General features: G+C 57.6%; 16 protein-coding genes. 5 read left to right on the forward strand and 11 right to left on the reverse strand.

The window, feature by feature from the left end; translation table 11 throughout:
* The first annotated feature begins 166 nt into the window (after positions 1-166).
* Genes G7Y43_RS05750 through G7Y43_RS05765 form a run of 4 tightly spaced genes read left to right on the forward strand, consistent with a single transcriptional unit; the run spans position 167 to position 2,302 of the window.
* Positions 167-1,342: an ATP/GTP-binding protein gene (locus tag G7Y43_RS05750; protein WP_165044984.1), complete on the forward strand. Its 1,176-nt coding sequence runs from the start codon at positions 167-169 to the stop codon at positions 1,340-1,342.
* Complete coding sequence (locus tag G7Y43_RS05755) at positions 1,335-1,862, forward strand: hypothetical protein (RefSeq protein ID WP_165044986.1); 528 nt, start codon at positions 1,335-1,337, stop codon at positions 1,860-1,862. The genes G7Y43_RS05750 and G7Y43_RS05755 overlap by 8 nt, the downstream gene beginning before the upstream one ends.
* A gap of 20 nt (positions 1,863-1,882) precedes the next feature.
* Complete coding sequence (locus G7Y43_RS10795) at positions 1,883-2,044, forward strand: DUF3990 domain-containing protein (protein ID WP_370514648.1); 162 nt, start codon at positions 1,883-1,885, stop codon at positions 2,042-2,044.
* Between the two features lie 15 nt (positions 2,045-2,059).
* Positions 2,060-2,302, forward strand: a complete 243-nt coding sequence (locus G7Y43_RS05765; protein ID WP_165044988.1) for a hypothetical protein — start codon at positions 2,060-2,062, stop codon at positions 2,300-2,302.
* Positions 2,303-2,500: 198 nt separating this feature from the next.
* Here G7Y43_RS05765 and G7Y43_RS05770 read toward each other — a convergent pair whose 3' ends face one another.
* From G7Y43_RS05770 to G7Y43_RS05800, 7 genes are all read right to left on the reverse strand, one after another.
* A complete protein-coding gene (locus G7Y43_RS05770) occupies positions 2,501-3,745 on the reverse strand; it encodes an alcohol acetyltransferase (RefSeq protein ID WP_165044991.1) in 1,245 nt (414 codons plus the stop codon).
* On the reverse strand, positions 3,718-4,734 hold the full coding sequence (locus tag G7Y43_RS05775; RefSeq protein ID WP_165044993.1) for an alpha/beta hydrolase: 1,017 nt from the start codon (positions 4,732-4,734) through the stop codon (positions 3,718-3,720). The genes G7Y43_RS05770 and G7Y43_RS05775 overlap by 28 nt, the downstream gene beginning before the upstream one ends.
* A 401-nt stretch (positions 4,735-5,135) precedes the next feature.
* Positions 5,136-6,356 (reverse strand): Wadjet anti-phage system protein JetD domain-containing protein, encoded by a 1,221-nt coding sequence (locus G7Y43_RS05780; RefSeq protein ID WP_165044995.1) that lies wholly within the window; start codon positions 6,354-6,356, stop codon positions 5,136-5,138.
* Positions 6,343-9,831 carry an ATP-binding protein gene (locus G7Y43_RS05785; RefSeq protein WP_165044997.1) on the reverse strand — a complete coding sequence of 1,163 codons (3,489 nt, stop codon included), beginning with the start codon at positions 9,829-9,831 and terminating at the stop codon, positions 6,343-6,345. The genes G7Y43_RS05780 and G7Y43_RS05785 overlap by 14 nt, the downstream gene beginning before the upstream one ends.
* Entirely contained in the window at positions 9,828-10,676 is an 849-nt protein-coding gene (locus tag G7Y43_RS05790) for a DUF4194 domain-containing protein (protein ID WP_165044999.1), read from the reverse strand. The genes G7Y43_RS05785 and G7Y43_RS05790 overlap by 4 nt, the downstream gene beginning before the upstream one ends.
* Positions 10,673-12,211, reverse strand: a complete 1,539-nt coding sequence (locus tag G7Y43_RS05795; RefSeq protein WP_255464336.1) for a DUF3375 domain-containing protein — start codon at positions 12,209-12,211, stop codon at positions 10,673-10,675. Before G7Y43_RS05795 ends, G7Y43_RS05790 begins: the two co-directional genes overlap by 4 nt.
* A 152-nt stretch (positions 12,212-12,363) precedes the next feature.
* Positions 12,364-13,545 (reverse strand): YeiH family protein, encoded by a 1,182-nt coding sequence (locus tag G7Y43_RS05800; protein WP_165045003.1) that lies wholly within the window; start codon positions 13,543-13,545, stop codon positions 12,364-12,366.
* Positions 13,546-13,757: 212 nt separating this feature from the next.
* Between G7Y43_RS05800 and uvrB the strand changes: the two genes are divergently transcribed.
* On the forward strand, positions 13,758-15,908 hold the full coding sequence (gene uvrB / locus G7Y43_RS05805) for an excinuclease ABC subunit UvrB (RefSeq protein WP_165045005.1): 2,151 nt from the start codon (positions 13,758-13,760) through the stop codon (positions 15,906-15,908).
* 81 nt (positions 15,909-15,989) lie between these two features.
* Here uvrB and G7Y43_RS05810 read toward each other — a convergent pair whose 3' ends face one another.
* Genes G7Y43_RS05810 through G7Y43_RS05825 form a run of 4 tightly spaced genes read right to left on the reverse strand, consistent with a single transcriptional unit; the run spans position 15,990 to position 20,441 of the window.
* Entirely contained in the window at positions 15,990-16,901 is a 912-nt protein-coding gene (locus G7Y43_RS05810) for a glycoside hydrolase family 25 protein (RefSeq protein WP_165045007.1), read from the reverse strand.
* Positions 16,891-17,337, reverse strand: a complete 447-nt coding sequence (gene dtd / locus G7Y43_RS05815) for a D-aminoacyl-tRNA deacylase (protein WP_165045011.1) — start codon at positions 17,335-17,337, stop codon at positions 16,891-16,893. Before dtd ends, G7Y43_RS05810 begins: the two co-directional genes overlap by 11 nt.
* A complete protein-coding gene (locus G7Y43_RS05820; RefSeq protein ID WP_165045012.1) occupies positions 17,334-18,917 on the reverse strand; it encodes an ATP-binding protein in 1,584 nt (527 codons plus the stop codon). The genes dtd and G7Y43_RS05820 overlap by 4 nt, the downstream gene beginning before the upstream one ends.
* Positions 18,918-18,920: 3 nt before the next feature.
* Entirely contained in the window at positions 18,921-20,441 is a 1,521-nt protein-coding gene (locus tag G7Y43_RS05825; protein ID WP_165045013.1) for a VWA-like domain-containing protein, read from the reverse strand.
* Positions 20,442-20,488 lie beyond the last annotated feature (47 nt).

The following is a 20,488-nucleotide window of genomic DNA, read 5'->3' on the forward strand; positions in this document are numbered from 1 at the left end:
GTCGTGCGGTCAGGACCGAAAACGACATCGTATTCCGGCTCCCTGTAACCGGCCCACTTCCAGCCATCGAATATTGTGGGCGTAAGGGTCTTGCCCAGGGTCTTGGCATCTCACATGATATATACTTAAAACACAGATCGTGTTTTAAGTATTCGAAAGGACGAAAATGAAGCTGCTCAAGGTTTACTTCGACCATCTCATGATGTACGAGGGAGGAGTTTTCGAGATCGACCTTTTCGCCTCCGACCGCGTTGCGGCATCCGATGAGTCGGCCTTCGAGCTGGCGCGCCATCTCCATACCAACAGCATCGTGGCGCTGGCAGGCATCAATGCCTCGGGCAAAACGACAGCGTTGAACCTGCTGGAGCTTGCCTGCCGTATCGTGGACGGTTCGCCCGTGCGCGGCGGCGGACTCCCGTCGGCGCTGCCCACCGTGTTCGACAGCCCCTCAACGTTCAAGTGTGTCACATGGCACGAGGGCTCCGCCTATCTGGTCGAGTCGGTGCTGGCGGCTGTCGAAGGCGAGGGCGACGGTCCTGCGCTGAACTTTATCGAGGAGACGGTGTCCACTCTGCCGGCCAAAGCCCTCAAGCGGTCGGTTTTGGGATCTTGGGATGGCATCAGGGCTCTCGCCTCGCCGGTGTGCGCTCGCACCCAAATGCCCGTTTCCTGGGCGGCGCTCACCTCGCCGGACGTATCCATCGCCGCCGCCGTTTTCGCCAAAGACTTTGGGCAACGCGCCCGCGTGACGGCCGTGCGCGATGGCGGGTTCCGCCTCGCCGAGCAGTTCGACGGCCTCGACGACGTGCTCCGCGTATTCGACCCCGGCATCGAGCATCTAGAGGTGCGCGATGCCGGTCGCGCCTTCGTGCTGACGTTCCCGGGGCGAGAGCCCATCACGCTCTCCGAGCGCGGCCTGGCGGAAGTGCTCTCCTCCGGTACCGTGCGCGGCCTGGGGCTGGTGCAGCGCGCGATGAGAGCCTTGCGCTCTGGCGGCTACCTGCTGGTGGACGAGGTGGAGAACCACCTGAACCGACAGCTGGTCAACGTTGTACTCGACCTGTTCGCCGCCTCCGAGACCAACCCTAAGGGCGCGACGCTGGTCTTTACGACTCACTATCCGCAGCTTTTGGACCACGTACACCGCAAGGACAACGTGTTCTTCCTGACGCGCGGCAGCGGGAACGGCGCACGTGCTGTGAAATATTGCGACCGCGTGAAGCGCATCGAGAACAAGAAATCCGAAGTGTTCGCCTCTAACTTCGTGAAAGGAACGGCGCCCCGCTACGCCGACGTTCGCGCGCTGAAAGAGCTCGTGGCGAAGGGGGTTTCCGATGAGTAGGGATACCTTCGACCTTGCCGGGTACCATCCGTTGATCTCCTGCGAGGGCACCGTAGAGCAGGTGGCCGTAGAGATCCTGCTCGCTGCGGACGCGCTCGTCTTCCCTGAAGCTGACGTCGTGGACGTCACCCGCCTGCGCAGGGCGGCCGACATTCAGGTCGAGTACCTGAACTACGACTACGACTGGCCGGTGTGCATCGTCCGCGTGTTGGACTCGCGAAAGGAGCGTTTCAAACTAAACAACCTGTACGCTGAGCGCTTTCCGGTGGTCAGCTACGTGACGCATCCGGAGATGGAGGTGTTGGCGATCATCCGCGAGGACGCATGGGGCCGCTGGCACGGCAGCCACGTGAAGCCCAGTGATTTCTGCAAGCGGGAGCTCGGCATGCGCGAGATCAAGCGTGCAGACTTCCTCAGGGGCTACTGGGACGCGGACGCGCTGACCGCCGCCGCCAGGGAGTACCGCCGCCTTTCCAAGATCCCTAAGGGTGAGCTGTGCCTAGCTGACCTCATTCGATAGGATTCTGCCTCTTTGAGCGTATCGACCTGAACGCCTCGAAGGACAAGCGAGATTTCGGACGCGGTTTCTACACCACCACTATATCTGCACAGGCTGAAAGCTGGGCGCACAACATGCGTACTTCCGCGTCAACGATCAGGTGTCATTCCATACCGTCCGCGCAATCGAACGTCTTGAGTTGAAGAGAAGGTATCTCCTTGGATAGCAAATACACTTACAAGGGCATCGACATTACACTTGACGTCTACGAGAAACTCACCGACGTTCTTGAGCTTATCTCCAAGGAAGACAGCATAACGTTCGACGAGGCGTTCCGCGTTTTCGCAGGATCGCTCACCTACGAAGCTCTCGCCGACCCGCGTACCCTCATGTGGTCGGAAAGCGCCCCTTTCATCCTCGATGAATTCCAACGAGAACGCGCCGAGAACCAGCGCGCTTAAATCGTTCACGTAACCGGCCCACTTCCAGCCATCGAATATCTTGTCCATGCCGCTGCCAGCGCGTTCACCGATCTCCATCGGCGGGTAACATCCGCACCATGGTCTCATTGCGCAACTTGCTAAGAGGTCGTTGCGGCGACGGAGGCAATTCGCTCGGCAGTAACTTGGTTGAGGGGTGACCTGTGTCACTTCTCTTTATCAGGCTTTCTGGTGATCCTTCGGGTTTATCACTTGTCCGCAGATGCCTTCGTCAGAAAGAATGCTTTTCAAGTTGCGAATCACCTGGTCGTCGGCAAGACGACTGGAAACTCCGATAGACAGATCGTCGTCGTAGGTGCACAAGACGAAGTTGGCATTGGTGGGTGAGGACAGTAGGGTGATACCGCGTAGGTAGGGGGTAACGGCGGGGTCTACAACCATGCGTCCGAGGCTCGATACGGTGCAGGTGACATCAAGAGCAGCTTTGCGTGCGGCCACGCCGAGAGCCACATCTTTAAGCGGCAGGGGCACAAAACTCACAAAGGGGTTGCGCTCGAGCCTAATCATATGCATCATGCGGCGCTTCAAGGCGTCGGGCTGGGTTTCTGCGATCAGCTGACGTTGCACGTGCGCGGCTACAGCGGCAAGCGGCTCGTCGGTGGCGCCCGGTGTGTAGGCGATGCATGCCAGACCAAAGAAGTTGCGCAGGGTGGTGGACGCAAAGAGTGGCCGCAGGTCAACAGGTACGTCTATGCGGATGGCGCGGTTGCGCTTTGCGGTAGGCATGCTCGTGCGCACGGCGCAGATGATAGCTGCAATAAGGTAGGAGGTAACGGTAACCTTCGCTGCTTTCGCTGCTGCATACACGGCGCCTGCCGAATAGTGAAGCTCCAGGTAATCGGTTTGTTTTCTGCTCTTGCGCTTGCGAAGACGAAACCCGCGCGGCCGCGGGGTTGCACCAGCAAGGTGGCGCTCGTAGTTAACCGCGAAGCTGTCTTCGGTCTTGGTTTCTTCGGTGCCGTGGTAGACAGGTGGCGCACTTTGCACGCCGTAGCGCTCGGCTACGTAGCTGGAAATGAGCGCTTTCAGAAACTCCAGGCTCCCGCGTCCGTCCGATATCATGTGCGACACTTCCACGTTGAAGCGCCGCGCATGGTAACTCACGCGGAAGAGCACCGACTGGGGTCCGACATGCAAACTGTGGCAGATGGGCAGATCGTCGGCTTGTACGCGCGGAACGGTAGAGGCCGGCACCAGGTAGTGCCAGAATGCACCGTTGCGCAAACATACGTTGAAGCCGGGAAACAGAGCGATTGTCGTGTCAAGGGCTCGCTGCAAGCAGGCCGGGTCAACTTCGTCGGCCATAATGGCGGTCAGCCGAAACACTGCCTGGTTCGGGCTGCCCGCCTGTGCCGAGTAGTATTTCCCCACATTATCTAAACGGTACCAAGTAAGTGCAGCCATGAGTCCTTCTCCGTTTCGGGAAGAGGGGCGTTGTCCAGAAAGTTCGCGATAAGGCGGTAGGTGTCGCGCACGAGCGAGAGCACCGAAGGGTAAAGGAAGTAACCGTGCACGGCATCAAGCAGTCGGTAGCACTCCACGGGGCTTCCGTCCGCTTCTAAGCGGGCCGCAAACGTTTCGCCTTCGTCGCGCAGCGGATCGTATTCGGCGCTAATAAGCAGGGTGCGGGGCATATCCGCAAGGCTTGGGGCAAGCAGCGGTGCGAAGTGCGGGTCGGTGTAGTCGGCCTCGTCGCGCAGGTACATGTCAACATAATCGACAATGTTTCGACGGGTGAGCAGGAAGTCGTCGCCGTTGTCGCGCACGGAGTCGAAAATGGTGGTTTCGCTGTGGTCGTTATAGGTAAGTGGGTACAGCAAAACCTGTGTGTGCGGGCGGAAATCGCCCCGCTCGCGCGCTAGAAGCGACACGCCGGCCGCCAGGTTGCCGCCGGCTGAGTCGCCCAACAACACAATACGTTCGGGGTTGATGTCGCTTAAGATTTGGCCTGCAAACAGCTGACGCGTGGCTGCATAGCAGTCTTCCAGCGCGGTGGGGAAGCGGTATTCGGGGCTGCGGCGGTAGTCGACAGCCACTACCCTACGTTCCAGCTTAAGCGCGGTTCTCATGCAGCAATCGGTGTAGAAGCTCACATCTCCGTTAGCCCAGCCGCCTCCGTGAAAAAGCAGGATGGTGCCCCGGTAATCTTCGTTAACGTGCAGTCCGCGTTTTAGCGAGAAATCAATATCGAGTGGTGTGAATACGCGCAACGCAATCCTGTAGCCGTCGGGTGCGGTGGCTGTGGCATCGTCGATGCGGCAGTGCGGGCTGGCGACGGTCAGACGTGCGGTTGCATCTTCCAGTTTTCGTTGGTCGTCGTAGGTAGAGGCGATGTCGGGGCGCATGCGGGTGATAGCGCGCACAGCAGCAAGCGCCGCTTTGCTCAAGGCCATGGGAGAAACTCCTTTCGTCCGCGTTGGGGCGGAAGGTGAATAGTTGGCTTCACGGCGGCAAACGAATCTCGTGCGGTGGCTGCCGTTTGGCTGCCGCCTGAGTTTCGCGGGAACCGCCATCGTGTCGTAGCCTTGCGCATTCTGCAAGCGCGCAAGCGATGATTGCCATGCTAACCTATTCGCCCTGCACATGCTGAGGCGATGTTCAAGCCGCTACGAGACTGCCATAAGTTCGCAACGCATGCATGCGTAAAACAGAAAACCGCTTTACATGCGCCTTACATATGCCCTGCATACGCCCTTTCCGAGCAGAAACAATAGGCAATAGGTAGCAATCTATAAAGATGCTCTTGTATCCACGGCAATATGTTTGCCAGAAAAAGCAAGACCCCAGAAAAAGGCTAGCTCAAATGCTCTACGGCTTCTTTGATGCGCTGTAGGGCGTAGTTCCACTCGATGCGTTCTTGCTCAAGGCGCAAGTGCGTTCCTTGCTCTGACAAGAGCGAAAGCGTTGCACGTTCCTCGTCGGTTAGCATATCGGTGTTGGCGGGGCAGTTTGGTGCTGGGTCGGGTTCTTCAACGCACAAGTTTCGGTGCTGCTCGAGTGTTTCGCGATCCATCATGATCGAGTGGGTGTGTGTATGACAATGCCGCCATATGTTCAAAATGGTGAATCCGTGGCTGTCGATGTCGCCCCAGTACAGTACTGGCATGCGAGAAAGCCACGGGATTGCCCCAAGGTCGCCAACGCTGTACCCGCCACCATGCAGCGCTACAATCCCAGGCAGCGGGGGAAGCGTCATGAGCGAAATAAGGTTTTCGCAGATGATAGCTGCCTTCGGCCTGCCTGTATACCGAGCAAGTTCGTCAGGTGTTGCCGAAAGGTCGCGCATGCCGCCGGGCACAAGTGAATCATCGAGAAAGCGTACGCGTACTTGAGAAGGGGCTTTCAGTAACAGCCCCGTGGTTTCTCTTCCCGAAAACGCGCAGTAAAGCCGCGTGACGGCTTGCCGGTGACCTTCCACCCATTTGGTGTCAATTCCTCGAACGGGAAGCTGCCGAGCGTAGCGTGTTTCGCCCGGATGGGTAAACAGCCAGTCGAGAACAGAAAGCAGCATATCCCAGTCATCGTCAGAAAGCTGGCGGATCGACGGCACTGCACGGCTCAGCCCAGCAAGAATGACGTCTACGTCCGATGGGCTAAGAGTCTGCCACGACTCCCGCCATCGCTGCGCGAGATTGTCCATGCGGTTCGCAAGGCGACGCCATTCGCGTGCTCTTCCCGCAAAATTCGCGATGACTTCAACCCCAACAAGCAGAACCTTTTCGGGAACTTGTTGGCTTCCAACGCTGGGCCACCTGCGCAAAGACCACTCGATAGTATCCTGGTGCGGCATTTCTCGCCACGCCGTTGCCCATGCCCGCGCCTTCTTTATATCGGCGAGCACTCTTTGTTCGGTTGGTGGATGCAGCGAAACAGAAAAGGAAACCCGGTCGAGATCGCCTGCGAACCCAGATTCCCGGGCAAAGCGTGAAACCGCCCACGCCTTGCAATGTCGGTCAAAATGGGCACGCGCCTTATTCTTTGCTTCCTCGGGCATTACGGGATCAAACGATGCCATCGCGTGCGCCCTTCACTGTTACTGCGTTTTCTCTTGTGCTAGTTTTCCGCGCGGTGTCCTTCTCGTTTGCACTGCCTACGCCACCGTCATCAGCGTCATCAGCGTCATCAACGTCATCCGCATCTCGCTCGAAGTCAACCAGCGTGATCGATGATGCGCGCGAATCCTTGCAGCTTACGGCCGCCACAGCGCCAACATATGGCTCAAGCACCGTTATCAACTTGAAGGGCGTTGCTAACACCATATGAAACCCAAACACCTCAAAGATGTCCATAGCGGTGCGTGCAAACGCGGGGTCGGCCTTGTCAAACGCTTCATCAAGGATAACGGTTCCGAAACGGGGCAGTGGCTGATCTTCATCGGCAAGCTGATAGCGCAGGGCGGCAGCCAAGCAGAAAATGACAAGCTTTTGCTTCTGCCCACCCGAAAGACCCGAATCGGAGCTGTGCACGTTTACTACATTGCCATCATCGTCTAGTTCGCTGGCTATAAACTCAACATGTTTTCGAGTGTCAAGGCAGGCGTTTCTCCACACAACGTCGGCGTAGTCGCTTGAACCCAAGCGACTGATAACCTCGTTGGTGCGCAAGAACCGCTCTTCGGCCGAAGCGATATCCTCTTCGCCCCATGCCCCCTGTGTGATACTTTGCAGCGTGTCGAGGAAAGCCGTCACCTGCGAACCGGCGCTTCTGCGTGCCTTAATTTGCAAATGCGTGCCAGCGCCATACGGCGAAAGCGCAAGCGAACAGTTAACTGGTTCCAGCTTCTCCTTCACTTCGCGATACGCACCTCGTATGGTCGAAGCGATAACGGTTAGCTGATCTTGGCTGAAATCGTGAAGAACGCGCAGAAAGCGCTGCTCATAATCGGGAAGGCCGCTCGCGCGAATGCGATGGTAGATGCCCAGGTACGCCGCACGTTCCTCGAACGACTCAGACAGATCGGCTGCTTGGGTTTTCCAGTTCTGCCGGTATTCGCGAATGATGCGCTCAATGCTCGCCCGCGTTTCTCCCTCGTCGCGCGTTGCTTGTGCCTTCATACTGCTGATGCGTTGCTGAACGGCTGCAGAGGTTACGTACAGGGTGTCTGTGTCTTTCCCAAACGCTGGATTGCATTTCTCGAACAGCGCGAGCAACTCTGATGCAACAGCGCGCTCGACATCAGGATACGTGCTTGCTCGCTTGGTGTGCTCCTGTATCTTTTCGGCGTTGTCTTTCAGGCGCTCCTGCGTTTTCGTTACTTCGTAGCGGCTCTGAGCTTCGGCATCGTTGGCTGCGTTTAGCCGCTTTTGCGCATCGTCGCGTACGGCAACTGCTCGTTCGATGCGGGCGCTGCTTTTCTTGAGAACGTCGTAAAACTCACGCGCTTTATCATACTCGGCTTGGGCACTTTCGATGTCGTAGCTTCCCCATGCATCGTTGGTAAGCAGGGTTTTTGCGCGTTGCAGGTCTTGCGCGCGACGCGTTTGTTCGGTCAGACTTTCGGCAATTTGGGACGCTTCGGCAAGGCGAGCGTGCAAATCGCGCAGACGACACTCGTATTGCTCAGCCTTCTCTTCATTGCTGTCGCCTAACACCCAACGGGTGCGGTCATTCAGTTCGTAGCGGTCGTCTTTCACAAACCGATTCTCGCGCTTTATCTGACCGCCGATAGTTAAGGCGAAGCGATGATGCTCCAAATCGTCTACGGAATCGACGCAGGTGTAATCAAATTTTCGTCGCAGCTCTTGGGCAACCCAGTTGGAATACGGCGGATATCCGTGGTGCTGTTTAACCGCGAGCTTTCGTATCAGGGAGCTGTCGGTAAGGGTAAGCTTGGGAACCGTGACCTCTTGCGGAACTGAAACATATTCCAGTCGCACATGCAAGTTGCGCGACTCCACATAGCGAGATACCGTGCGCACATGACGCGAAGCAACCAACAGCGTTACGGCGCGATTTCCCAGCAAACGTTCGATAGCGCCGCGCCAGGGGGCAAACTCGGGCTTGACCGCTACAAGTTCGCCAAAGAAGGGAAGGTCACGCGGGGGCACTCCCAGGTGATCTGCTATGTCAACACGCACTTGATGTAACCGCTTGGGAATGTTGGTGTCGCGGGTTCGCAGGTGCCGAAGCTCTTCTTCGGTGTTGGCAATCTGCTCTTTGATCTGCGGTACGAGTCCATAGCTTTTAAAGCGCGCATCACGGTTGCGCTCCTGCTCGGCAACTGCGTCATCTGCCCGCTTCTCCATGTCGCGTCCGAGTTTCTTCCATTCAGCGTAGGAACGGGGAATATCCTTCACGCCGGCGCATGTGAGATCTGAGACGAGTCGTGCGCGGTTATCCCTTACCTGATTGAGTTGCCGCTCGTATTCGAGCATGTGCGATCTTGCCAGGTCAATCGCGTCTCCGCCAACACCGTCAAGCGCCTTCTGTGCCTGACTTAACTCTTGCTGGGCAGAACTTCGCTCCGCTACAGCCAAGCGATGACTTTCGTTGGCCTGATCGGCGGCCTCCTGCAGCTTTTCGCGCTGTCCGCGCAGCAAATTGAGGGCAAGGTGCTCAAGGTAAGCGGGAAGACAATCGGAAAGCTGACCACAATGGGATATCCGTTGCTGCGCAGTGGTATTCCGCTCGTCGAGTTCGACAAGTGGGGCAAGATGCTCCATCTGCCTTCTCTGACTTACCACGCCAGCATGGGCCTGGGAAAGTGCGGTGAATTGCTTTACTGCCTCATTTGCCTGCTCAAACGTTTGCGGTTCTTCTAACATGAAGTTGCGGAACAAATCGTCAAGCGACCCAAACGTTTTTGCAGCTTGCGTTTTATGCAGAAGTTCGAGCGTCTTGGTTCCTGCTATGCCCAGCTGACGGCAAAACGCCGCTGAAAACGCCGAATGCTCACGAAAAACCTGTCCTCGCTCACGTATGTCGGCGCGAAGCTTCTTAGCGTCAATGCCGTGTATGGCATATCGCTCGAATTCTGTAAGCGATGCATCTCCGCGCACAATGGCAAAAAGCTGCATGACGCCGTCATTCGTGTTGCAGCCGGCCTTCAAATTGAAAAGCGCCAGCAAGTTGATCGGTCCAACCAAACGCGTTGGGGCATTGCTGGTAGCATGCCCCTCTTCAAAGCCACTTTCGTAACGGAGAAGAACGCCGCTCCAAACCGCCACACCGCGTCGCAAATAGCTGTTGGTTATTTCGCCCGTTGCATCGGTTTCGTGGCGCCAGGCTCCTCGTATATAGCTGGCAAGCGTGCGGTCTTCGCCCTTGGTTGAACCCGTACGTGCCGCCGCATTGAAATGGCGTTTGCGCGGCGGGGTGAGCACTGTAGCAATTGCGTCGAGAAGTGACGACTTGCCCGAACCGGACGCCCCCGTAATCAACAAACCATGTCGATCGACATCAAGGCTGTGGAATCCGTCAAACGTTCCCCAGTTCGCCACATCTATGCGCGCAAGTCTCCACTGTCCCTCGTGCTCGCTGGCGGGCGTCATAGTGTCCTCCTCGCCTTCTTGCCATCTGGTGTTTTGTTGTCAGCCGTGCTGTTGTGGGCAGTATCAGGTTCGTTGTACAGGTCAGCGTCGGAAGTGGTGTTGGTATCGACACTGGTATCGGCAGTTTCTTCGTCAACGTCAGTGGTTGTGCCGGGCTCAAAGGCTGTCTCGTCGTCGAATTTATCGAGTGCTCCGTCTCCCGCCTCTTCCAGCATCCGCTCGAATGCATCGTTTACCGCCTTCACCTCTTCGGCACCGAAGATAAGGCGCAGCACCGAGGAAACCTCGAAACGCTCGGCGCCTTCCGCTTTAAGCAGAATACCCGCACTGACAAGCTTGCTCCACGACCCTTCAAGCCGTTTGCGAAATGCCGCTTCGTCGAGCTTCGAGAGCGGACGATACTGCGCAACGGAGGCAAACGTTTCCTCCTGGCTTACAAATACACGCCCTTCGTGGCTGACCATCAGCTCGCGTCGAAGGCTTAGTACCAAAATGGTGTCGATAAGCGTGAGCGGCTGATTGCGCACCGCCTTGGGAATACGTGTGTCAACCGCCGGTGCATTCTGTACAAATGCAATGCCTTCATCTTCCTGAACGACAAGCTCGAGGAATAAATCGGCAAGCCGCGATTCGATTGATGGTTGGTCGGCCAACAGTGCTTGCCACAGCTCGCCATTTGCCTGCGCACTGATCATGGGCCCTCTGACCAGCTGTAACAGTGCTCGGCGGGAATCAAGACACAGTGTTCCGGTATCCCCTGGCCACAACCCTTCGCGTGAAGGCTCTTCTTCATTATTGAGGTGGTTAGCCTCGCTTTGACGGGCACATTTTGCTTCATCGCTCATACGATCACCTCCCGGTCAAATGCCAAACGGGGAATGCGTGCACGGAAACTGTCCCCCTCAGCCGACTTCCAATGGACTATTTCCTCCCCGCGTTGTGAAACTCCCTGGTCAAGCGCGAGCGCAACCAGGCCTACAACGCTTGCGACGCCCTGTGTGGCAGGATAGCGTGCAAGTACTTCGGCAACGCTTACACATGCCAGCTCATCGGAGCCACCTGCGCCAACATCTTGCAGCAGTTTCCTTACACATGCGTTAACATTGGCGGCTATTTCCATGAAGTCGATTTCCGTTTCGCGCGCAATGCGCTTCAGATCCTCGAATGATACCGTTTCGGCGGTATCGGCGGACACACAGGCGGCAGGCGCGGCTTGCGTTTCCGCAGGGTTCTTAAGCTTCCACCTTGACACGGGCATAATGCGTACCGAAGAAAGCTCGAGCGACTGACCCGTGCGGCAGGAACACGGGCAGATTTCAACCACGCGATTGGCGCGACCAAGTGCCCGGTCAATCTGCCGTTTGAGAACGCGCTCACGCTGATAGTCTTGACTTTGTACGAATCGTCGCAGGCCCTGAGCAAACGACGTCATGACTCCGTTCACCTCTTGGCCTTGTTCTACGAAGGCTCTCACAAGCCCCCGCAGAAAACGGCGCTCCTCGGGATCGAGTTCGCGCGCGAAATCGCAATCCAGAATGCCGTCGATGTCGTCTTGGACCGTTTCGGTCAGATCGGCATCGCGAAGCAAGGAATAGAACCCCTTGAAAGACTGCCCCGACGGAGATTGCGATATCTCGTCAACTCCGTCGAAGATGTCGGCAAGAATATCTTCGTGTCCGGGCTCGTAATTGATAATCGTGTCGTAGAGCGACCGATTGATCCGCTCGAAGTCGTCACGCACATGCGCGAAATCAGCCGGAATCTCGCGGGCAAGACCAACGATGTCCTTCACGCGTTCCGCAGCTTCGGTGCGATCGAGCACATCCATGTGCCCTTGTTCAAGTGCTACGAGCTGTTCTTCTATGCGATCACGCTCTTCGAGAAGGGCGCGCCGACGGCGCTCTTCGTTCTCGTCGGTAGCAAGCGCCAGGCTGTTTATCTGATCGACGATAATGCTCAGGCGTGATTGCGTGACGGTTCGATGTGGACGCATCATTCGTTTGGCGTAGTCGATAGCAAGCAGCGCGCCGCTCGACAGTTCGTATGTTTCCTGCCGGGTTTGAGCAACGGGCCTCCGCACCAGATAGCCATCGGCGCGCCATGCGTCGCAATACGCTTGTGCCGACCGAGAAACCTCGATAGATGTTCTTGAAGCGATGTCCTCTAAGTCGGCATCAACGAGGTTTATGAATTCGGGTACCGGAATACGACGAGCACTCTCGGTGAAGTGGGAATCGAGTATGGCAATAGTCATCGGCGCATTTCGTGAGCGCAGAAGCTTCCAGGCGACGTTTTCGTCCTTGAGGTTTTGCAATGCGATCGCTGTTGATATTACCGACAAAAGGCCTATCCGCCCTTCTCTTGTGCGTTTTGCGCACACCTATGACAACGACGCAAAGCATAGCAGACAGAGCCGAGGCGATAAGACCCACGTACAGAATGTGTAGGGAATTAATCGGTGGTTCCCTTGAGAATTTGCCAGCACCCGCTATCGCAGCTTCGGCATTGCCGGGTATTATCGGCTGTGTGTGGCTACCACAGTCCCAGCAGCGCCTGCATTCCCAGGCTTACAGCGGCGATGCATATCCAACAGACAAAGCCCATGAGAATAGGCTTGCCGCCCGATTTCACCAGTTTCACGATGTCGGTGTTTAACCCGATAGCCGCCATAGCCATGCAGATGAAGAACTTCGAGAGAGTTTTCAAGGGGTCAAACACTGCAGCGTCTGCGCCCGCCGCCACGGCGATGGTGGTGATGATGCTTGCCACCACGAACCACAAGATGAACATCGGGAAGGCACGCTTCAAGCTGAAGTTACCCAGCTGCTTGCCGCCCGTCTGGCGTGTTGCGCTGCTATCACTCGCAGTGGTTGCCGCACTGTTGTTGGAGTTGGCAACCGCGTTGCTGCTGTCGCCTGCCACTTCGCTGGCGCTCGCGTCAGATGCCACCATGCTCACGCCCGCACTGCCAGCATCTTCAGCCGCTCGCTTTGCTTTACGCACTTGTAGAAGCGCCAGCACCAGCGTGATGGGAATGATGGCCAGGGTTCGCGTGAGCTTCACGATGGTGGCATGGTCAAGCGCGTTTGATCCGGGGTGCATGCCGTCCCAAGCGGCCGCAGCGGCCGTGACTGACGACGTGTCGTTCACGGCGGTTCCGGCGAACAGGCCGAAGCCGTCGTTGCTCATGCCCAGCAGGTTTCCCAGCGTGGGAAATACGAGCGCAGCCACCACGTTGAACAAGAAGATAACCGAAATCGCCTGTGCGACGTCTTCGTCCTTCGCGTTGATAACCGGAGCCGTTGCCGCGATGGCGCTGCCGCCGCAGATAGACGAGCCCACGCCGATGAGCGTGGATATATCTGAGGGCATGTGTAGTGCCTTGCTCATCAAAAACGCCACGATGAGCGCGGTGGCTATGGTGGAGCAGATAATAGGCAGCGACATGGCTCCTACCTGGGCAATCTGGATAAGGTTCAGCCCGAACCCTAACAGGATCACGGCATACTGCAGTACCTTCTTGGCTGTGAATCCAATGCCTTTCTGTAAAGTGCCGCGAGCACGTGGTTTCCACAGAAGTGCGATAGCCATGCCCGCCAGTATGGCGAACACTGGCCCGCCAACGATAGGGAACGCCTGGCCCAAAAACCAGCAGGGAAGGGCGATAATTGCACAGATGCCAATGCCGCCTGCGTTATTCCTGATGAAATTCACGTTATATCAACCCCATCCATACCATGGCCTTCGGCAACGTTATCCAACGTTATTCAACGTTATTCAAACCAAATTATTGTAGCCGAGCTGTCATTGCTTCGGAAGGGGCAGTGCGTGGCAGGTGTGCTAGACTGTTCCGGCTGGTAAGGCATCAAGGCGGCTTTAAACGGGACTTTTCGAAGTCCTGCGCTCGCGCATGAAAGGGCAACTCGATGGCTCATTTGTCAAATATAGAGGGATCCCTCATGGAGGGCAAGCTTCCCGAGGTGCGGCTTGCGAATACGCCGTTTCGGGTGGTGTCGCCCTATGAGCCGGCAGGCGATCAGCCTCAGGCAATCGACGCGCTGGCTCGTGGTGTGCGCGAGGGACTGCGTTACCAGACACTGCTTGGCGTGACCGGTTCCGGTAAGACCTTCACTATGGCCAAGACCATTGAAGCGGTGCAAAAGCCCACGCTCGTGTTAGCTCCCAACAAGACGCTCGCCGCGCAGTTGGCCGCCGAACTAAAGGAATTTTTCCCCGACAATTCCGTCGTATACTTCGTAAGCTACTACGATTACTATCAGCCCGAAGCCTATGTTCCCTCAAGCGATACCTTCATTGAAAAGGACGCCTCTATCAACGAAGAGGTGGAAAAGCTGCGTCATGCGGCAACGAGCGCGCTGTTGTCGCGTCGCGACTGCATTGTGGTGGCGTCGGTGAGCTGTATTTACGGCATCGGTAGCCCCATGGACTATGCAGGTATGGCGGTGTTTCTGGACAAGGAACGCGAGGCTGATCGCGACCAGGTGATTTACGAACTTATCGACATCCAATACGACCGCAACGACTACGAGCTGAAGCGTGGCACGTTCCGCGTGCGAGGGGATGCGCTCGACGTGTTTCCGCCGTATGCCGACAATCCGGTGCGCGTGGAGTTTTGGGGTGACGAGATCGAGCGCATTGCCGAGGTCGATCTGGTCACAGGCGAAGTGATCGGCGAATTCGAGGCGTTGCCCATCTGGCCTGCGTCGCATTACGTGACGGCGCGCCCGAAGATCGAGCATGCGCTTACAACCATTCAAGAGGAACTGCGCGACCGTTTGCAGCAATTCAACGACGAAGGCAAGCTGCTTGAAGCCCAACGTTTGGAAATGCGCACGAACTACGATCTCGAAATGCTCGAGACGATGGGGTTTTGTAGCGGCATCGAGAATTACTCGCGTCACCTTGACGGGCGCGAGCCGGGTGAGCCGCCCTACACGCTTATCGACTACTTCCCCAGCGATTTTCTGTGCATCATCGACGAGAGTCACGTGACAGTGCCGCAGATTCGCGGCATGCACGAGGGCGACCGCAGCCGCAAAATCACGCTTGCCGAACATGGTTTCCGCTTGCCCAGCTGCCTGGATAACCGCCCCTTGCGTTTTGATGAGTTCGAGGGGCGTGTGCCGCAGTTCATCTACGTGTCGGCTACGCCCGGCGACTATGAGGAAAAGGTAACGCAGAAACAGGTGGAGCAGATTATTCGCCCCACTGGTCTGCTCGATCCCGACATCGTGGTGCGTCCGATTGCCAGCCAAATTGACGACATTATTGACGAGGCGAAGGAGCGCGCCGCGCGCGATGAGCGCGTGCTCATAACCACGCTGACGAAAAAGATGGCTGAGGATTTAACCGACCATCTGCTTGACCAGGGAGTGCGGGCTCGCTATATGCATTCCGACATCGGCACGCTTGAGCGTGTGGAGATCCTGCGCGACCTTCGCCGTGGCGAATTTGACGTGCTGGTGGGCATTAATCTGCTGCGCGAGGGGCTTGACCTGCCGGAGGTGTCGCTGGTGGCTATTCTCGACGCTGACAAAGAAGGATTCCTGCGCAACCACCGCAGCCTTATTCAGACTATCGGTCGCGCTGCGCGTAACGTGAGCGGCCAGGTGATCATGTATGCCGACAAAACCACCGACTCCATGGACCGAGCGATCAGCGAAACGCGCCGCCGTCGCAAGCTACAGATGGCGTACAACGCCGAGCATGGCATCGAGCCGCAAACTATTCGCAAGGCTATCAGTGACATCATGGCGTTCGTGACTGAGGATGTGGAAGGTGCCAGTGCCGAGCAGGTGAACAAGCAGCTAGCCGAGCTGTCGCGCGAGGAAGTGCTGCGCATTGTGTCCAGCATGGAAGACGAAATGGCCGCCGCGTCGGCGAACATGGACTTCGAGGAAGCCGCTCGCTTGCGCGACCAGGTGGTGAAGCTGCGCGCGCAAGTTGAGGGTCAAAGCGAAAGCGACGTGCTGAAGAACCTGAAGAAAAGCGCTCGCAAGGGGAGTACCTACGGCAATCGCAAACACGCAGCCTACGGCAGCAGTAACCGGTCGTAGAAGGTGACCAGGCCCGCATGGTAAGGGTAGGAGTAAGCGTTCGCCCTCCTGCCATGCGCAACAGGTTTCCCTAAGGTATTGCTACTGCAGCAGGCGCAAGTTCATGTCGACGGCCGTATCTATGCCTGCTACGGTGCCGGTGTTGCTGTACTGCCAGATGATGAAGTCGAACCGTGCGGTGGGCTGCGCGACACCGTATTCTGCGAACCAGGTGGGACGGCCCTGTAGAACCTCGCGCCCGCCTGCCGCTCCGCCAAGCCCGTAGCCCATGCGTTGCATGTCGTGCGCGTTTCCGTAGATGAGTGTGTGGTAACCCGCCTTCTCGACACGTTCGCAGAACGCTTCGGCGATAGCAACTAGCGTGTCGCCATTCACGTCGTTTGCGCGGCCTGCGCCGACAATCGTTTCGTGATCGAACGCGACGGGCAAATCAAGCGTGCGGCCGTTGAGTAGCCGCACCAAAAAGTCAGCTTCTTCGCGCGCCTCTTCAATAGTGGTCGCTTGTGAGAAGAAATACGCTCCCACCTGCAACCCGGCGGCTGCGGCACCGTCGAGATTCTGCTCGTAGCGGGCGTCGGCCGAAAGTGCGCCTTCGGTGTAGCCGCGGTTGCCCACGCGCACGAATGCGAACGACACGCCGTCGGCTGCCACAGTGTCCCAGTTGATGTTACCGTTGAATTCCGACACGTCGATCCCGGTATCGGAAATGATCGCGCCACCGCGGTATAGCACGGCTCGATCACCCGATGCGCCTTCCCAGGCGATCTGACTCCAATCGTAAGGGCTCACGTAGGGTTGTGTCCGTAAGGCATCGTCTACGCTCGCTCCATCGCGCCCGCATGATCGCACGCACGACATGCCTGCTACCAGCACCATTGCTAGTGCTGCGAGAACAACAGCGCCCAGCGCGATCAGGTGGGGCCGCGCTTGGCGTGCGTGGTTGCGGCTTGTGGGTGGTTTTCGGCTACTTACATTCCTTCGTTTAGAGTTCATCGGTATCCAACCATATGGTGAAAGGACCGTCGTTTACCAGCTCGACGCTCATCATTGCGCCGAATTCGCCGGTTCCCACCCGCGCGACATCACGTCGGGCACGATCCGCGAACGCTTCGTACAGTCGGCGTGCCTCGTCTGGCGGCGCGGCGCACGTAAACGAGGGGCGGTTGCCGCGCTTGCAGGTGGCGTACAGCGTGAACTGCGACACTACCAGCACGTCGCCTTCAACGTCGGCAAGTGATCGGTTGATCTTTCCGTTTTCGTCTTCAAAAATGCGCAGTCGGGACACCTTACTCCACAGCTGCTCTACCTGTTCCTCGCTATCGCCGTGTCCGACGCCCAAGAAGATGAGGTAGCCGCGCTCGCACGAGCCCACCACCTGTCCGTCTACTGTAACGCTTGCACGTGTGACGCGCTGGATAAGCGCCCTCACGATTCGCTCGCGGTCAGGTCGAGTCGATTGATACGGTCGGCAAGGTCGGCACCGCGCTCATAGAACAGCAGCTCGCGGTTGTGTGCGAAATAGCGCTCGCAGCCATGGTCGTTGATGAACGCCATGCCGTACTTGTTCGCCGACAGGTCGGTTACCAAAATGAGCATTTCGTGTCCATCGCCGAACGCATCTTCCACGAATGCGAACGCGTGGTCAAGTGCGGCTGAGGTTCGCTCGATGCGCGCGTCGAGCGCGTCGAGTTGTTCACCGAACAGCGCACGCAGCGCGTCGAACGAGCATACGGGCACGCCAGCTGCTGGGTTGGCCCCTTCGCCACGCAGCGCTCGGTCGAACAGATTGATCGCGCGTTCGTAGGAAACATAGCGCTCGTCGGAAAGCAACCCCGCTTTGCGCTCAGTCTGCATGGTGCGTTGAATGCGTGCCGTTGCCTCGCGTACGAGTGCGGTGGCATCAGTCGTTTCCAGGTCGGCTTCGTCCGCGGCTGCTCCGCTGTCCGTGCCTGCGCCCGCGCCCTCGCTCGCGAGCACTTCCTTCACAGCTGCCAGCTCGCTATGTACAAACGCAGTCGCGCGGTCTTCTGTCACGGTGTCGCGCAGCGTTTCGCCCAGCGCGTCCACAAGCAGACCCATGAGCGACACGCGCTCGTCAAAGGCCGCCGCCTGCGCGCGGTCGACAATAGCCGCGTCGGCGTCTCCTGTCAGCACGCGGTCGATCTGGTAGTCGGCGCGATATTTGGTAAACAGGTCGTAGTACACCGAGAAGCGCTTGGCGATTTCGGGGTCTTGCACGTACTGCCCGATGAGCAGCTCGTCTACGGGCAACCCCTGTTCCTCATAGAGCTTCATCATCGACGACAAGTCATCCCAGCCGCGCGCGGTGACGAACGTTTTACCGTCCACAGTGGTCGACACGCGGTAGAAATGGTCGCGCTCGATGTCAAGGTACGTGAGTACGGCGGGGTGCACACCGGTTTCTACAGCGTATTCGCGCCATGCGCCGAAGTCGGGCTCCACGTCGATGCGCTTTAAGCGGTCCCACGTGGCTATGTCGAAGTCGTGTACGGTGCGGTTGTACTCGGGCGGGTTGCCGGCGGTTACCACAATCCAGCCATCCGGCACGCGATGACGTCCGAACACTTTGTACTGCAAAAACTGCAGCATGGCGGGCGTGAGTGTTTCTGACACGCAGTTGATCTCGTCGAGGAACAGAATGCCTTCGCGACGCCCCGTTGCCTCCATGGAGTCATACACGGCGGCGATGATTTCGCTCATGGTGTATTCCGACACGTCGTATTCAACACCGTCGTAGCTCTTCTTCGCAATGAAGGGCAAGCCGAGGGCGCTTTGGCGTGTGTGGTGCGTCATGGAATACGACACGAAGCCAACTTCCAAGTTCTGCGCGATCTGTTCCATGATGGCCGTCTTGCCGATGCCGGGCGCGCCCAGCAAAAACACGGGGCGCTGCCGTTGGGTAGGCAGGCGGTAGTTGCCAAACTCGTCTTTTAAGAAATACGCCTGCATGGCGTTTTCGATCTGCTGTTTTGCTTGACGGATATCCATCTGTTAATCCTCCACGATCGCGGTTTCTTCTAATACCACCTTCATGGCCCACGTGGGCACGGTAATGTCATCTGATGTTTCTTCCACAAACACGAAAGCGGCGTCGAAGTCGGGCTTTCGCGCGGGGAAGGTTCCCTGTCCGTCGGTGAAGTAAATGAGCCCGCCTAGGTTGGGAAGGTCGCCTCGTTCGACAGCGGCCTCTACGAACTCGAACACCGGGCGGAAGTCGGTCCCGCCCAAGCCGTGTATCTGCAGGCCATCGAGGTAATCGTTCAAGTCGTCCACGTTTGTTAAGTGTGCTACGTGTGTGATGGCAGCGTCGCATTGTACGATGTAGACGTTGATGTCGGTGAAGAAGCCGGTTTCCTGGGATAGGATGGTGTAAGTCTTCTCCACGAATTTTCGCACGAGTCCGTCTTTCGTGGACGCCGAGGTGTCGATAGCTATAACAAAGTCGCGGATACGCTTTTCCTCGGTGTACTCGAGCGGCTCGATGAGCGGTAAGTTGCCGTAGCGGGAAAGGCCGTAGCAGTAGTACACGTAGTCGAACTCGTCGTTGTTCACGCGGATATGCTCGCCCATGCGTGCGAACTTGCGCAGAAATACGCGGTAATCCTGCTTCTCACGTGTTACGTGGCGCAGGTTCATGGATAGGTTCGAGCCCGAAACACCCCACTGTTTGGCATAAGAGTCTAGCTGCACGCCCAGTTCATAGGCGGCTTCCTTCCATTGGAATGCCGATCGGTCTAAGTTGATGGTGTTGCCGAAGGGGCGCTCCATCGCCTGGGACATAATCTCGGGCGCTTCCTTCTGCACGATGTCATCTTTGATCTTGGCACGGTGCGAGGTGTGCGTGCTTTTAGGTGGTGTGGCGTCTTCGGGAACGTCGAAAAGTGTGCCGCTTTCCGCAGCCGAGGTAGCAACCGCCCCGCGCTCACCCGAGCCTTCCTCACGCAGGCCCGACTTGCCGTCGGTTTTCGTGCTTTCGGTGGTGATCAGGTGATACCACACATCATGGTCGTCCATGAAGAACGGAGCGCGCATTTCGGCCAATTCATCGGCGGAAAGGGACTGGTCAACTAGCCAGCGATACACGGTTTCGGCGGTCATGCGGGGCACCGACGCCGCAATGCGTGCGAGGGTGGCCGCTTGTTGCTCCGAGCGCGTGGTGTGCACGGAGGGCAGGTTAAGTTCGGTAATAGCGTGCTCAACCACAATGTCACAGGCGACATCCCAACAGTTCTGGTCAAGCTCGCTGCCCGAAAACGGATGCAAAAATACGTTGTGTAGCGTGACGTGCATCAGCAGGCGGGCGATACGCTCCGGCTCGTCGGCGTACGTTCGCGCTAAGGTTGCGGGGTCGTAGCGCAGATAGGTGCCATCGGTTGCGAACGTGCTGTGCGGAATGGCGAGCGGGTGCAGGAATGAGAACGCCGAGTTCATGAACCGTAAGTTCACAAGTAGGGCGTTCTTCGAGAGATCGAGCGCATCTCGCGCGAGCTCATCGACAGATCCGGCAGTCACGGCCTCTCCTAACGCTGACGGGATAAATATGCGAAGGCAGACGTTGT

The organism is Adlercreutzia sp. ZJ138 (genome assembly GCF_011038935.1).
Lineage (GTDB): Bacteria > Actinomycetota > Coriobacteriia > Coriobacteriales > Eggerthellaceae > ZJ141.